Source organism: Thioclava sp. F36-7, assembly GCF_002020075.1.
GTDB lineage: Bacteria > Pseudomonadota > Alphaproteobacteria > Rhodobacterales > Rhodobacteraceae > Thioclava > Thioclava sediminum.
The window spans coordinates 98,323-112,025 of sequence record NZ_MPZR01000008.1; the positions used below are offsets into that span (position 1 = coordinate 98,323).

Sequence of the window (13,703 nt, forward strand, 5' to 3'; positions counted from 1 at the left end):
ACCGCGGGATGCGGTTGTTGATTGACGAGTCAATAAACATGTTCTAGCTCGACATGCAAGCAAGCCACCCGGAAGGAGGCCGAACATGCCGAAGCTTGGAGCAGAGCCTATACGGCGCGCTGCCTTGGTCAAAGCGACTATTGAGACAGTGGGTGAGGCGGGATCGCTCGACGTGACGGTCGCGCAGATCGCCCGGCGCGCGGGCATGTCCTCGGCGCTGGCGCACCATTATTTCGGGTCGAAAGACCGGATTTTCCTCGCCGCGATGCGCTCGATCCTGTCGATCTACGGCGCGGAAGTGCGCGGTGCGATGGCGATGGCACAGACCCCGCATGAGCGTGTTCGCGCAGTTGTGATGGGTTCTTTCGCGGCGGGCTCGTTCCGTCACGAGGCGATTGCCGCGTGGCTGAACTTCTACGTTCTCGCGCAGTCGAGCGCCGATGCGCGGCGCCTGCTGCATATTTATCAGCGCCGTCTGCGCTCGAACCTCATGCACGGGCTGCGTCCGCTGGTCGGCGACCGTGCGGGCTCCGTGGCCGAGGGTTTGGGCGCGATGATCGATGGCGTCTACATCCGCGCGGCGCTTGTCGCGGGCGAACCCGACCGCGAGGCCGCCTGTGAACTGGTGCTGGCGCATCTGGAAAAGGAATTGGAGGTCCACCAATGAGGGCACAGCCGAAAGCGAGCCATTTCGTCAATGGCGACTGGATGGAAGACACGGACGGCGACGAGCTGATCGTCACCTATCCCGGCACCGGCGAGGTGATCGCCAAGCTGCACGCGGCGACCCCTGCGGTGATCGACGCTGCGATTTCCGGCGCGGTTGAGGCGCAGAAGGACTGGGCCGCACTGCGCCCGGTCGAGCGCGGCCGCATCCTGACCCGCGCCGTCGCGATCATCCGTGAGCGTGGTGAGGAGCTGGCGCTGCTGGAAACCCTCGACACCGGCAAGCCGATTCAGGAAACCCGCGAGGCAGACTGGCCCTCGGGCGCCGAGGCGCTGGAATATTTCGCAGGTCTGGCGCCGACGCTGACCGGCGAGACCATGCCGCTGGGCGGCGATTTCGCCTATACGATCCGCGAGCCGCTGGGCGTTTGCGCGGGGATCGGCGCGTGGAACTATCCCAGCCAGATCGCCTGCTGGAAATCCGCGCCTGCGCTGTCGACCGGCAATGCGATGGTGTTCAAACCCTCCGAGATGACGCCGCTGGGCGCGCTGAAGCTCGCCGAGATCTTCATCGAGGCCGGGATGCCCGCGGGTATCTTCAACGTGGTGCAGGGCTTCGGCCCGGTGGGGGCGGCGCTGTCCACCGATCCGCGCATCGCGAAAGTCTCGCTGACGGGTTCGGTGCCGACGGGCGCGAAGGTCTATCAGGCGGCTTCGGCGGGCATGAAGCACGTCACGATGGAATTGGGGGGCAAATCCCCGATGATCGTGTTCGACGACGCCGATATCGAAAGCGCGATCGGGGCGGCGATGCTGGGGAATTTCTATTCCTCGGGGCAGATCTGTTCCAACGGGACGCGGGTCTTCGTGCAGAAGGGCATCAAGGAGAAATTCCTCGCCCGTCTGAAAGAGCGCGCCGAGACCATCGTCGCCGGCGATCCGCTCGATGAGGCGACGCAATTCGGTCCGCTGATCTCGAAGGCGCAGTTCGACAAGGTGATGTCCTATGTCGATAGCGCGAAATCCGAAGGCGCGCGACTGGTCTGCGGCGGCTCTGCGGGCAACGAGGGGCCGCTTTTCGTACAGCCCACGGTCTTCGCCGATGTCACCGACGACATGACCATCGCGCGGGAAGAAATCTTCGGCCCCGTCATGTCGGTGCTGGATTTCGAGACCGAGGAAGAGGCGATCGCGCGGGCCAACGACACGCAGTTTGGCCTCGCCGCGGGTGTGTTCACCGGCGATCTGGCGCGCGGCCACCGTGTGGTCGGCCAGCTGCAGGCGGGCACCACCTGGATCAACGCCTATAACCTGACGCCGGTGGAGATGCCCTTCGGCGCGGTGAAGCAATCGGGCTTCGGGCGCGAGAATTCGCGCGCGGCGGTGGAGCATTATACGCAGCTCAAATCCGTCTATGTCGGCATGGGGCCGGTCGAGAGCCCGTACTGAGTTCGAATTTGGGGAGGCTGGGGGCGCTGCCCGTCGCCGTTTGGTCTTTGGGCCGATGGCGCACCAATCGGCGACCCCCGGGATATTTCCGCCAAGGGGAAGATATGAGTGTTTCGGCAGAATTTGTGATCGTAGGCGCGGGCTCTGGTGGCTCAGCGCTGGCGTATCGGCTCGTGGAAGCTGGGCGCGACGTGGTGGTGATCGAGCATGGCGGCTCGGATGCGGGGCCGTTCATCCAGATGCCCGGCGCGCTGAGCTATCCGATGAATATGGGGATCTATGACTGGGGCTTTCAGTCGGAACCCGAGGAGCATCTGGGCGGGCGGCGTCTTGCGACCCCGCGCGGCAAGGTGCTGGGCGGCTCGTCGAGCATCAACGGCATGGTCTATGTCCGGGGCCACGCGCGCGATTTCGACCATTGGGAGGAAAGCGGCGCGACCGGCTGGGGCTATGCCGACGTGCTGCCCTATTACAAGCGGATGGAGCATTGGCATGGCGGCGAAGAGACCGAGTGGCGCGGCCGTTCGGGGCCGCTGCATGTGACCCGCGGGCCGCGCGCCAACCCGCTGTTCGACGCGTTCGTCGCGGCGGGCAAGGCGGCGGGCTATCCGGTGACCGAGGATTACAACGGCCAGCAGCAGGAAGGCTTCGGGCCGATGGAGGCCACGATCTACAAGGGGCGTCGCTGGTCGGCGGCCAATGCCTATCTGCGCCCGGCGCTCAAGACCGGCAAGCTGCGGATCGTGCGCGGTCTGGCGCGGCGCGTGGTCTTCGAAGGCAAGAAGGTCGTCGGCGTCGAGATCAAGCGCAAGGGCCAGATCGAGGTGGTCCGCGCGAGCTCCGAGGTCGTGCTGGCAGCCAGCTCGATCAACACGCCGAAGCTGCTGATGCTGTCGGGTGTCGGCCCGGCAGAGCATCTGCGCGAGCATGGAGTCGAGGTGCTGGCGGATCGCCCGGGTGTGGGTGCGAACCTGCAGGATCACCTTGAGATCTATATGCAATTCGCCGCGAAACAGCCGGTGACGCTGTTCAAATACTGGAACCTCTACGGCAAGGCCCGGGTGGGCGCGCAGTGGCTGTTCACCAAGGGCGGGCTCGGCGCGTCGAACCAGTTCGAGAGCTGCGCTTTCATCCGCTCGGATGCCGGGATCGACTATCCGGACATCCAGTATCACTTCCTGCCGATCGCGGTGCGCTATGACGGCAAGGCCGCCGCCGAGGGGCATGGCTTCCAGGCGCATGTCGGGCCGATGCGTTCGAAATCGCGTGGGCATGTGCGGCTCAGCTCGGGCGATCCTGAGGCCAAGCCCGAGATCAAGTTCAACTATATGAGCCATCCCGACGACTGGGCCGAGTTCCGCAAATGCGTGCGGCTGACGCGGGAGATCTTTGGCCAAGCGCCGATGGCCGCGCATGTGAAGCACGAGATCCAGCCCGGCGCTGCGGTCGAGACGGATGAGCAGATCGACGCGTTCATCCGCGAGCATGCCGAGAGCGCCTATCACCCCTGCGGCACCGCGAAGATGGGGGCGGCGGACGATCCGAGCGCCGTCGTCGATCCTGAAGGCCGCGTGATCGGGGTGGAGGGGCTGCGGGTCGCCGACAGCTCGGTCTTCCCGCGCATCACCAATGGCAATCTGAACGCGCCCTCGATCATGGTGGGCGAGAAGATGGCCGATCACCTGCTGGGCCGCGCGCCGCTCGCGCGCGAGAACCTCGAGCCATGGGTGGCGCCGAACTGGCAGGTGGCGCAGCGCTGAGTTAACCGTTCTTGCGGCGCGGGAGGTTGAGGGCATAGCGCCCCGGCCCTTGCGCCGCGAGGATCAAAAGTCCGCCCGCGATCGCCCAGTTTTTCACGAAGATCGTCACCTGCCACGGGTCGGCGCGCAGCTGCCAGTGAAACCAGCTGGTGAAGATGCAATAGCCCGCAAGGATCAGCGCCCAGCCCCGCACCTTCGGGCCGAAGATCAGGCCGAGCGCCGCGATCAGGTTGAACAGCGCTACAGGCCAGACCAGCCAGCCGGGCAGGCCAAGCCAGCCGATCATCTCCTCGACCATTTGCGGATCGGTGACTTTCTGCACCGCGCCGCCGAAGAACAGCAGAGCGATCAGGATGCGGCCGATCAGGTTGAGCGCGTCGGACATGCGGGCCTCCCAAGTTTCGAGTTTACCATTCAGCTACGAAATCTGTTGCGTGCGAGATCAGTTCCGCCGATATCTGGGGTATGTTAAGGATTTGTTCACTTCTTGTTCTTCTGGCGGTGCCCGCCGCGTCGCAGCTCTCGGCGGCGACCGTGAGCGGCCTGCCGCGCGTCGTCGATGGTGATACGCTGGTGGTCGCAAACACGCGGGTGCGGCTTTTCGGGATCGATGCGCCGGAGGCGAAGCAGAGCTGCAAGACGGCGCAAGGCGTGCGCTGGGCCTGCGGACGGGCGGCCACGGCGGAGTTGCGGCGGCTTGCGGGGCAGGGGGTGCGCTGCTCGGGCGATGAGGAAGATCGCTACGGGCGGCTGATCGCGGTCTGCCGGGCAGGCGGGCGCGACCTGAATGCCGAGATGGTCGCGCGCGGGGCGGCCTTCGCCTATCGGAAATATTCGCGCGATTATGTGTCGCAGGAGGACCGGGCGCGGCGCGCGGGGCTCGGTGTCTGGCAGGGCGCGGCGCAGCGTCCCGCAAAGGTGCGTGCAGCGGCCAAGGTGCAGAATCCGCCGGGAAATTGCGCGATCAAGGGGAATATTTCCGGGCGCGGACGGCTCTATCATCTGCCGGGCACGCGCTCTTATGCCGCCACGCGGATCAATGAGGCCAAGGGCGAGCGGTGGTTCTGTTCGGAGGCCGCCGCAAAAAGCGCAGGATGGCGTCGCGCGGGCGGCTGATTTGATGCGCATCAAGGTGGGCCGAGTCGCGCTGGCCTAATGTCGACCCGACAGCAAGGAAAGGGAGCGACATGGCCAATACGCCGCACACGCTGCAAGAAGAATTCCCGACGAAACTCGATCGGATTCACGAGTTGAAAATCTCCAACGCGCATTTTGCAAAATTGTTGGACGATTACGACGCGCTCAATGATCGCGTGCATCGGGCCGAGACGAATGTGGAGCCGATGGACAGCTTGGCCGAGACCGACCTGCGCAAGCAACGCGCCGCAGTGAAGGACGAGATCGCGCGGATGCTGGGCACCGCCGACGCCTGAGTTGTAGGGTAACGAGTGATTTTGGTGAGACGCCTCGGGACTTCGGCCCCGGGGCGTTTTTCTATGCGATGTCGTAGGGCAGAAGGCCGCGATGGTCGGGATCGACATGCAGCCGGCGTTCCAGCGGCGGAACCGAGCGCTGGTGGCAATCCTTGCGCTCGCAGATACGGCAGGAGATCCCGATCGGCTGGTAGGCCTTCGGATTGCCGAGCTCCATATCGTCCGCATAGACGAGCCCCTTGGCGTGGCTCACCTCGCAGCCCAGACAGATCGCGTAGCGCCGCACGGGCGCGGTGAAGCTGCCGCCCGATTTCGAGACGTCGCGCGCGAGGCAGAGATAGCGCACGCCATCGGGGGTCTCGGCAAGTTGCCGCAGGAATTTCGTTGGTGTCTCAAAGGCTTGGTGGACGTTCCAGAGCGGGCAGGCGCCGCCGAACCGGGCGAATTGCAGCCGGGTCGCGGAGTGGCGCTTGGTGATCGTGCCGGCCTGATCGACGCGGACGAAGAAGAAGGGGATGCCCTTCGCGCCGGGGCGCTGCAGGGTCGAGAGGCGGTGGGCGACCTGCTCGGTCGAGGCGGTGAAAATATCGCAGAGCCGCTCCAGATCGTGGCGCGTGTCCTGCGCCGCCTCCAGAAAGGGTCGGTAGGGCAGAAGCGCCGCGCCCGCGAAGTAGTTGGCGAGGCCGATCTTGGCGATGGCGCGGGCGGTGTCGGACTGGAAGCGCGCGAGGTCGAGCGTGGCCTCCAGCAGGTCGTTCTGAGTCAGTAGCGCCACTTGGTGGAGCAGCTGAAACGCCTGCGTCGGGCGGCCCGCATGGGCGTTGATCAGAAGGCGATTGCCATCGCGCTCGCGCAGCTGCGAAATGTCGGAAAACTGCACGTCGATGCCCCGCTTCGCGAGGGTGTCGATCGCATGAGGAATGGGCTCCAACCTATTGCCATCGCGGCAGGAATAGCGCTCGGCCGCGCGGTCGACGGCATCGATGTAATTGTCGCAATAGTGGAAGAAGTCGCGGACCTCCTCCCAAGGGGAGACCACCGTTTGCGCGCCCTCGCGGCCCAGGGCTTCGTCGAGCGAGGCGAGGCGTTCATGGGTTTGGCGATAGGCGCGGTGCAACTCGAGGAAGGACCGGGCGAGGGCGGGTGCATTGGACGCCGCGAGCCGCAGATCGGCCAGGGGCGGCGCGCCATCGGAGAAGATCGGGTCGGCCAGCGCCTCGCGCATGTCCGAGACCAGCCGCTCCGCATCGCCTGCCGAGAGCTCGGTCACGTCGAGCCCGAATTCGCTCGCCAGCGCCAGCACGACCTGCGCCGAGACCGGGCGGTGGTTGTTCTCCATCTGGTTGAGATAGGGCAGCGACACGCCGAGCCGCTCAGCGAAGGCTTTCTGGGTCAGGCCAAGCCGCGTGCGGGTTTCGCGCAGTTTCACACCGGCATAGAGTTTCTGAGTCGCCATCTGCCCCTCCCTTTGCAAAGGAATTTGTAGCTTTGCAAAAATTCTGCGTCAAATTTTCCCGGGTCAGAGGCGGCTTCGCGGGAGCAACCGTGGATAGGCTTCGATCAGCGGCGGACTTCGCAGTTATGCAATTCGCTATCCGTTACTTGCCAATTATTTGCAAATTTTCTCGAATCCCCTTTGTAAGATTGTTGCGTTCGGAATAGTGTGCCGGGAAATTATGCGGAGGACCCTCATGAGAGACATCCTGAAGGAGCTGGAGCATCGGCGCGACGAAGCCCGCCTTGGTGGCGGCGAGAAACGCATCGAGGTGCAGCACAAGAAGGGCAAGCTGACCGCGCGCGAGCGGATCGAATTGCTGCTCGACGAGGGCTCTTTCGAAGAGTTCGACATGTTCAAAACCCATCGCTGCACCGATTTCGGGATGGAAGGGAGCAAGCCCTATGGCGACGGCGTCGTCACCGGCTGGGGCACCGTGAACGGGCGCATGGTCTATGTGTTCAGCCAGGACTTCACGGTCTTCGGCGGCTCGCTGTCGGAAACCCATGCCGAGAAGATCTGCAAGATCATGGATATGGCGGTGCAGAACGGCGCGCCGGTGATCGGGATCAACGATTCGGGCGGTGCGCGGATTCAGGAAGGCGTGGCCTCGCTTGCGGGCTATGCGGACGTGTTCCAGCGTAACATCATGGCCTCGGGCGTGGTGCCGCAGATCAGCCTCATCATGGGCCCGTGCGCGGGCGGTGCGGTCTATTCGCCCGCGATGACGGACTTCATCTTCATGGTGAAGGACACGTCGTACATGTTCGTCACCGGCCCCGACGTGGTGAAGACGGTCACCAACGAGCATGTGACGGCCGAGGAGCTGGGCGGCGCGTCCACCCACACCAAGAAGAGCTCGGTCGCCGATGGCGCCTATGAGAACGACGTCGAGGCGCTGTTCGAGACCCGCCGCCTGATCGACTTCCTGCCGCTGTCGAACCGCGAGAAGGCCCCCGTGCGGCCCTTCTTCGACGAGGTGGACCGGATCGAGGCGTCGCTCGACACGCTGGTGCCGTCGAACGCGAATACCCCCTACGATATGAAGGAATTGATCCTGAAGATCGCGGATGAGGGGGATTTCTTCGAGATCCAGAAGGATTTCGCAGGCAACATCATCACCGGGTTCATCCGTCTCGAAGGGCAGACGGTCGGCGTGGTCGCGAACCAGCCGATGGTGCTGGCGGGCTGTCTGGACATCGATTCCAGCCGCAAGGCCGCGCGCTTCGTGCGCTTCTGCGACGCGTTCGAAATCCCGATCCTGACGCTTGTCGACGTGCCGGGCTTCCTGCCGGGCACCAGCCAGGAATATAACGGCGTCATCAAGCACGGCGCGAAGCTGCTGTTTGCCTATGGCGAGGCGACCGTGCCGAAGGTCACAGTCATCACCCGCAAAGCCTATGGCGGGGCCTATGACGTTATGTCCTCCAAGCACCTGCGTGGCGATTTCAACTACGCCTGGCCGACCGCGGAAATCGCGGTGATGGGCGCCAAGGGCGCGGTCGAAATTCTCTACCGCTCGGAGCTGGGCGAACCCGAGAAGATCGCCAAGCGCACCGCCGATTATGAGGACCGTTTTGCGAACCCGTTCGTGGCGGCCGAGAAGGGCTTCATCGACGAGGTGATCCAGCCGCGCTCGACGCGTCGCCGGGTGGCCCGTGCCTTTGCGGCGCTGCGCTCGAAGAAGCTGTCCAACCCGTGGAAGAAGCACGACAACATCCCGCTCTGAGGAGGCGCATGACGGGCAGGCCGAGGATCACGACGCTCTTGCCCGGCGCTCTCGCCGGGCTGGTGCTGGCATTGCCCGCATCGGCTCAGGAGCTGCGGGAGGTGCCGCCGGTGCCCGATTACGGCACGGTCATGCATCCGGGCAATCTGGGTGAGGATCTGGGGCCGGGCGATGGGCCGGAGGGGACCAAGGGCGATGCGATCCCGGTCCCGTCGGGACAGAAGGTCTGGTGGATCGACGTGATCCATAACGAGGCCGGGCCGGACGGGCTGACCTATCGCTTTCGCTTCCTCGCGCCGCAGATCGGAGGGCGCAGTCCGCTGTCCTCCGATATCGCGCTGAAGGATATCGAGGCGCTGTGCAACGGGTGGGTGGTGCCGCGCCTGCCGCAGCCCGGTCCGGAGCCCGCGCAGGTGATGGTGAGCCTGTCGGACCAGATCGTGCCGTTCGGCGATGCCGCCCCCGAGGTGGTGCAATATTTCGACAGTTTTTCCGTCGAGGACGGAAACTGCGTTTGGGAGTTTTTCTGATGGCTTTGGCCGGAACCGCAGATCACAGCTTGGAGGGCATGATGCCGGGGCGCGCATACGCGCAGCCGCTCACGGCGAAATCGCGCTTTCGTGAGCAGGATTTGCAGGCTAACCTGCCCTTGGGGAAAGCAATTTCGGTCCCCGTATTGAAACGGGTCGTGCCGAACCTCGCCGAGATCGGGGCGGGCGCCCCCTTGGACAGGAGAACGACATGTCGAAAGCTCTCATCGCGCTTGGCCTCGTGGCCTTCGTCGCAGCCTGCGCACCCAAGCCTGAGCCCGCGCCGGTGGCCGTCACCACCGAGCCGACCTACACCGGCAAGTACAAATAATCTGCGTGCGGGGCGGGGCGGCAGCCGTCGCCTTGCCCCCGCGATCCCTGCGGGAGCCGTGGCGTTGTGTGATACGCCATACGGTTACCTAGCGGCAATTATCCTTCCAGAGTATGCTCTTAGCCATTCCAACAAAGAATGGGGGAGAGTGAGATGGTCCGAATTTCTCTGGGCGCGCTTGCCTGCGCGGCTCTGCTTGTGGGCTGTGCGCCCAAACCGGAGCCTGCACCTGTCACCGTTGAGCCGGTCTATACCGGCAAATATGGCGGCCCCGTCGCCAGTGGCGGCTCCTGCCGACCGACTGGACGGCTCGTCGACTCGCAATACCCGGCTTCCGTGCCCGACTGTCCGCTCGAATGCGGACCGCTCGAAACCGCGACTGCCGCAACAACGCAGCGGCCGGCACAATGTGTGCCCGAGCCGCGCGGCGGATCGACCCAACGTCAGCCGACACCTGGCACGCCAACTTCGTCGACCGACCCGACCGGTGGGAACCAGAACCGAAATCAAACGGGTCAACAATGAAGGCGTAACGCATAAGCTCAGCACGCGCCGTCCCAGCAACTTCAAAGGGGAGGGCGCGTCATGCTGAAGCATCGCGGTTTCCCGTCGCGGTTACCCTCGACGGATTATCAATTCACCATTCGCCGTGCCAACAAGAAGGGCGCGACGAAACTCATCCGGCGTGAACGCTATGCCGATCGCGGTCATGGCGATCGCAAGGCCGATGCGGGCTTCATGGCCGCGCTCTGGGCGCAGTTCGGCGAAGAACCGTTCGAGCGCGGTAATCTCGATGCGGGCCGGTTGAGCTGGCTCTTCGGGCGCGAGGTGGTGGCCGCCGAGGATCCGTTCGATCCCGAAAGCTACGAGGCGCTTCTCAAAATCGACGTGAAACGCGCGGAAGCCTCCTTCCCGGAGGTCTTCGCCGATCCCGACGCCTTCGCCTTCGATGATGACGAGGATGAGGATTGGGCATGATTTCGCTGATGTCCTGCGCGAAATGGCGGCATGCCGCCGAACCTCATGGTTGCAAGGATTTCGCCTTTGCAATCGCCGGTGCGCGCGGTCACATTGAGCGGGCAAGCCGTACTGTCCCCAACACCCGCGGCTTGTTTAATATCCCTACCCCTTCCCTATTCCTGCGGCCTGATCTTATGGTCGGGCCGCAGCTTTTTTCTTTCGGGGGTCAAGGGGGGCACCGCCAAGATGTGAAGGGGAGCGGCGATAGCTCGCCGATGGGGCTTCAGCTCGCGTTTTCGCCGTTGGCTTTTCACGGCGCCGCGATAAACTCGCGTCCAATCATAACCGCTATTGGAGGCAGTTTCCCATGCGTAAAACCCCGATCCTTCTTGTCCTTGCCGGCCTCGCTCTCGCAGGCTGCATGCAAACCGACGGCCAGCGCGCCCTCGCCGGTGCGGCCGGCGGCGCGATCATCGCGGATGCGACCGACAACAACGCGCTCACCGGCGCGGCTCTCGGCGCGCTCGCGGGCACCTATTGCGACGACGCAGGCGTCTGCCAGCGCTCGTACTAAGCACATCTGCGCGGCTCTGACCGCGTCCGATCGCTATTCGACCGCCATCGGGGCTGCGCGCTCCGGTGGCGGTTTTTCTTTTGTCTCACATCATGAACACGACACGCGGGGCGGGGGGATGCCCCTCCCGCACCGGAAGGGAAGGGCCTGACATGTTCAAGAAAATCCTGATCGCCAACCGTGGCGAGATCGCTTGCCGCGTCATCAAGTCGGCGCAGAAGATGGGGATCAAGACGGTCGCCGTCTATTCCGATGCCGATGCGCAGGCGCTGCATGTCCAGATGGCCGACGAGGCGATCCATATCGGCCCGCCGCCCGCGAACCAGTCCTATATCGTGATCGACAAGATCATGGATGCGATCCGTCAGTCGGGCGCCGAGGCGGTTCACCCGGGCTACGGCTTCCTGTCGGAAAACAAGAAGTTCGCCGAGGCGCTGGAAAAAGAGGGCGTCGCCTTCATCGGTCCGCCCTCGGGCGCGATCGAGGCGATGGGCGACAAGATCACCTCGAAGAAGCTCGCGAAAGAGGCGGGCGTGTCGACCGTGCCCGGCTATATGGGTCTGATCGCGGATGCCGATGAGGCGGTGAAGATCTCCGACGAGATCGGCTACCCGGTGATGATCAAGGCCTCCGCCGGTGGCGGCGGTAAGGGGATGCGCATCGCGTGGAATGCCGAAGAGGCGCGCGAGGGCTTCCAGTCATCTAAGAACGAGGCCGCGAACAGCTTCGGCGACGACCGTATCTTCATCGAGAAATTCGTGACGCAACCGCGCCACATCGAAATTCAGGTTCTCGCCGACAAGCACGGCAACTGCGTCTATCTGAACGAGCGCGAATGCTCGATCCAGCGCCGCAACCAGAAGGTCATCGAAGAGGCACCGTCGCCCTTCCTCGACCCCGAGACGCGCAAGGCGATGGGCGAGCAGGCCGTGGCCCTGTCGAAAGCGGTGGATTACTGCAGCGCGGGCACGGTGGAATTCATCGTCGACGGCGACAAGAACTTCTACTTCCTCGAGATGAACACCCGCCTTCAGGTGGAGCACCCGGTCACCGAGCTGATCACCGGCATCGACCTCGTCGAGCAGATGATCCGCGTGGCCGATGGCGAGAAGCTTCCGATGAAACAGGAAGATATCGGCATCAACGGCTGGGCGATCGAAAGCCGCCTCTATGCCGAGGACCCCTATCGCAACTTCCTGCCCTCGATCGGGCGTCTGACCCGCTACCGTCCGCCGGTGGAAGGCAAGACCGCTTCGGGTGGCATCGTGCGCAACGATACCGGCGTCTTCGAGGGCGGCGAGATTTCGATGTTCTACGATCCGATGATCGCCAAGCTCTGCACTTGGGCGCCGAGCCGTGGCGAGGCTATCGAAGAGATGCGTCTCGCGCTCGATATGTTCGAGGTCGAGGGCATCGGGCACAACCTGCCGTTCTGTGCGGCTGTGATGGATCACGAGCGTTTCGTGACCGGCAACATCACCACCGCCTTCATCGAAGAGGAATATCCTGAAGGGTTCAACGGCGTGACGCTGGACGAGGGGATGCTGCGCAAGGTCGCGGCGGCCACGGCGGCGATGGAGCGCGTGGCTGAGATCCGGCGTACCAAGATCTCCGGCACGCTCGGCAACCACGAGCGCAAGGTCGGCGTGGATTGGGCTGTCTCGCTTCAGGATGAGGATTTCAAGCTCAAGGTGAACGCGGATCGCCATGGTTCGACCATCATCTTCGAGGATGGCGAAGAGATGCGCGTCGAGAGCGACTGGACGCCGGGCGACCCGCTGGCCGAATTGAGCGTGAACGGAGCGCCGCTGGTGCTGAAAGTCGGCAAGATCCCGATGGGCTTCCGCATCCGGGTGCGTGGTGCCGATCTGAAGGTCCATGTCCGCACGCCGCGCCAGTTCGAGCTCGCGCAGCTGATGCCGGTGAAACTGCCGCCCGATACCTCGAAATTCCTGCTCTGCCCGATGCCGGGTCTCGTCGTGAAGATCTCGGTCGAGGAGGGCGCGGAAGTGCAGGAAGGTCAGCCGCTGGCCACCGTCGAGGCGATGAAGATGGAAAACATCCTGCGCGCCGAGAAGAAGGGCACCGTGAAGAAGATCAACGCCGAGGCGGGCGCGAGCCTTGCCGTCGACGACATCATCATGGAGTTCGAATAAGTGACGCCCGCGCCGTGGCATAGGGAGGCCGGGCGACCGGCTCACCCCGCCGCGGCGGGGCGCGATCTATTGGCGCGCGGTTTCGTGCAGGGATGTGGTCAGAAGCCGCGCTGTTCGCGGATCTCGTCGCGCCGGATCGGCATCTTGTCGATCGAGCGGACGATCTCGCGCGCGTCCCACGGGGCGGGCTTGCGCAGGTTCACCGTGCCGTCCTTGGCGATGATGACGAGGGAGAACCCGCGCGGGCGCAGCGTGCGGCGCACGTCGCTCGCCGGATCGGGCGTGGTGTCGGTGATGACGACGACGTCGCGCCGGGCCAGTTCCGCCCAATGGTCCTTCAGATACCGGATCTGCTCCTTGAAGGCCGGGTCGAGCGGGCTGTCGGCGAAGACGACGATGGGCCGTTTCTGCCAGACGAACGCGTCCAGATCCGCATCCGCCCCATCGACCGGTGCGAAGGGGGGCGTGACCTCGGGCTCTGCCACAGCGAGATCGACGGTGCTGTCCTGGGCTGCGGCCGCAAAGGGCGTCAGCGCAAGAAATGCAGCGAGTCCAAGGGATAATAGACGGGTCATGGGCTCCTCTCTCGTTCCTGATATATGCGCGCGAGCCCCCTCGCA

At 64.3% G+C, this 13,703-nt stretch carries 13 protein-coding genes; 10 read left to right on the forward strand and 3 right to left on the reverse strand.

Annotation, left to right across the window (positions count from 1 at the left end; translation table 11 throughout):
* The first annotated feature begins 85 nt into the window (after positions 1 to 85).
* The 3 genes from betI (at position 86) to betA (ending at position 3,875) form a co-directional block, all read left to right on the forward strand.
* A complete protein-coding gene (gene betI / locus BMI89_RS15575; protein ID WP_078571727.1) occupies positions 86 to 667 on the forward strand; it encodes a transcriptional regulator BetI in 582 nt (193 codons plus the stop codon).
* On the forward strand, positions 664 to 2,115 hold the full coding sequence (betB, locus tag BMI89_RS15580) for a betaine-aldehyde dehydrogenase (RefSeq protein WP_078571728.1): 1,452 nt from the start codon (positions 664 to 666) through the stop codon (positions 2,113 to 2,115). Before betI ends, betB begins: the two co-directional genes overlap by 4 nt.
* 104 nt (positions 2,116 to 2,219) lie before the next feature.
* Positions 2,220 to 3,875, forward strand: a complete 1,656-nt coding sequence (gene betA, locus BMI89_RS15585; protein ID WP_078571729.1) for a choline dehydrogenase — start codon at positions 2,220 to 2,222, stop codon at positions 3,873 to 3,875.
* A 1-nt stretch (position 3,876) separates the two neighbouring features.
* Here the strand turns inward: betA and BMI89_RS15590 are convergent, their stop codons facing one another.
* Complete coding sequence (locus tag BMI89_RS15590) at positions 3,877 to 4,260, reverse strand: DoxX family protein (RefSeq protein ID WP_078571730.1); 384 nt, start codon at positions 4,258 to 4,260, stop codon at positions 3,877 to 3,879.
* A 149-nt stretch (positions 4,261 to 4,409) separates the two neighbouring features.
* Here BMI89_RS15590 and BMI89_RS15595 point away from each other — a divergent pair, with 149 nt between their 5' ends.
* Positions 4,410 to 4,991, forward strand: coding sequence for a thermonuclease family protein (locus tag BMI89_RS15595; RefSeq protein ID WP_348638858.1), 582 nt, complete (start codon positions 4,410 to 4,412; stop codon positions 4,989 to 4,991).
* 71 nt (positions 4,992 to 5,062) lie between these two features.
* A complete protein-coding gene (locus tag BMI89_RS15600; RefSeq protein WP_078542708.1) occupies positions 5,063 to 5,308 on the forward strand; it encodes a YdcH family protein in 246 nt (81 codons plus the stop codon).
* 61 nt (positions 5,309 to 5,369) lie between these two features.
* Here the strand turns inward: BMI89_RS15600 and BMI89_RS15605 are convergent, their stop codons facing one another.
* Positions 5,370 to 6,764, reverse strand: a complete 1,395-nt coding sequence (locus tag BMI89_RS15605) for a helix-turn-helix transcriptional regulator (protein ID WP_078571732.1) — start codon at positions 6,762 to 6,764, stop codon at positions 5,370 to 5,372.
* A gap of 235 nt (positions 6,765 to 6,999) precedes the next feature.
* On the opposite strand from BMI89_RS15605, the gene BMI89_RS15610 reads away from it, so the two are divergent.
* The 5 genes from BMI89_RS15610 (at position 7,000) to BMI89_RS15630 (ending at position 13,083) form a co-directional block, all read left to right on the forward strand.
* The gene (locus tag BMI89_RS15610; protein WP_078571733.1) at positions 7,000 to 8,532 is read left to right on the forward strand and encodes an acyl-CoA carboxylase subunit beta; all 1,533 of its coding nucleotides are present in this window, start codon (positions 7,000 to 7,002) and stop codon (positions 8,530 to 8,532) included.
* Positions 8,533 to 8,540: 8 nt separating this feature from the next.
* Positions 8,541 to 9,062, forward strand: coding sequence for a DUF6497 family protein (locus tag BMI89_RS15615; protein WP_246832052.1), 522 nt, complete (start codon positions 8,541 to 8,543; stop codon positions 9,060 to 9,062).
* 916 nt (positions 9,063 to 9,978) lie between these two features.
* Positions 9,979 to 10,371, forward strand: a complete 393-nt coding sequence (locus BMI89_RS15620) for a hypothetical protein (protein ID WP_078547484.1) — start codon at positions 9,979 to 9,981, stop codon at positions 10,369 to 10,371.
* Positions 10,372 to 10,720: 349 nt separating this feature from the next.
* A complete protein-coding gene (locus BMI89_RS15625) occupies positions 10,721 to 10,927 on the forward strand; it encodes a hypothetical protein (protein WP_078571734.1) in 207 nt (68 codons plus the stop codon).
* Positions 10,928 to 11,079: 152 nt separating this feature from the next.
* Positions 11,080 to 13,083, forward strand: a complete 2,004-nt coding sequence (locus tag BMI89_RS15630; protein ID WP_078571735.1) for an acetyl/propionyl/methylcrotonyl-CoA carboxylase subunit alpha — start codon at positions 11,080 to 11,082, stop codon at positions 13,081 to 13,083.
* A gap of 98 nt (positions 13,084 to 13,181) precedes the next feature.
* Here the strand turns inward: BMI89_RS15630 and BMI89_RS15635 are convergent, their stop codons facing one another.
* Positions 13,182 to 13,658, reverse strand: coding sequence for a DUF4174 domain-containing protein (locus tag BMI89_RS15635; protein ID WP_078571736.1), 477 nt, complete (start codon positions 13,656 to 13,658; stop codon positions 13,182 to 13,184).
* Between the last annotated feature and the right edge of the window lie 45 nt (positions 13,659 to 13,703).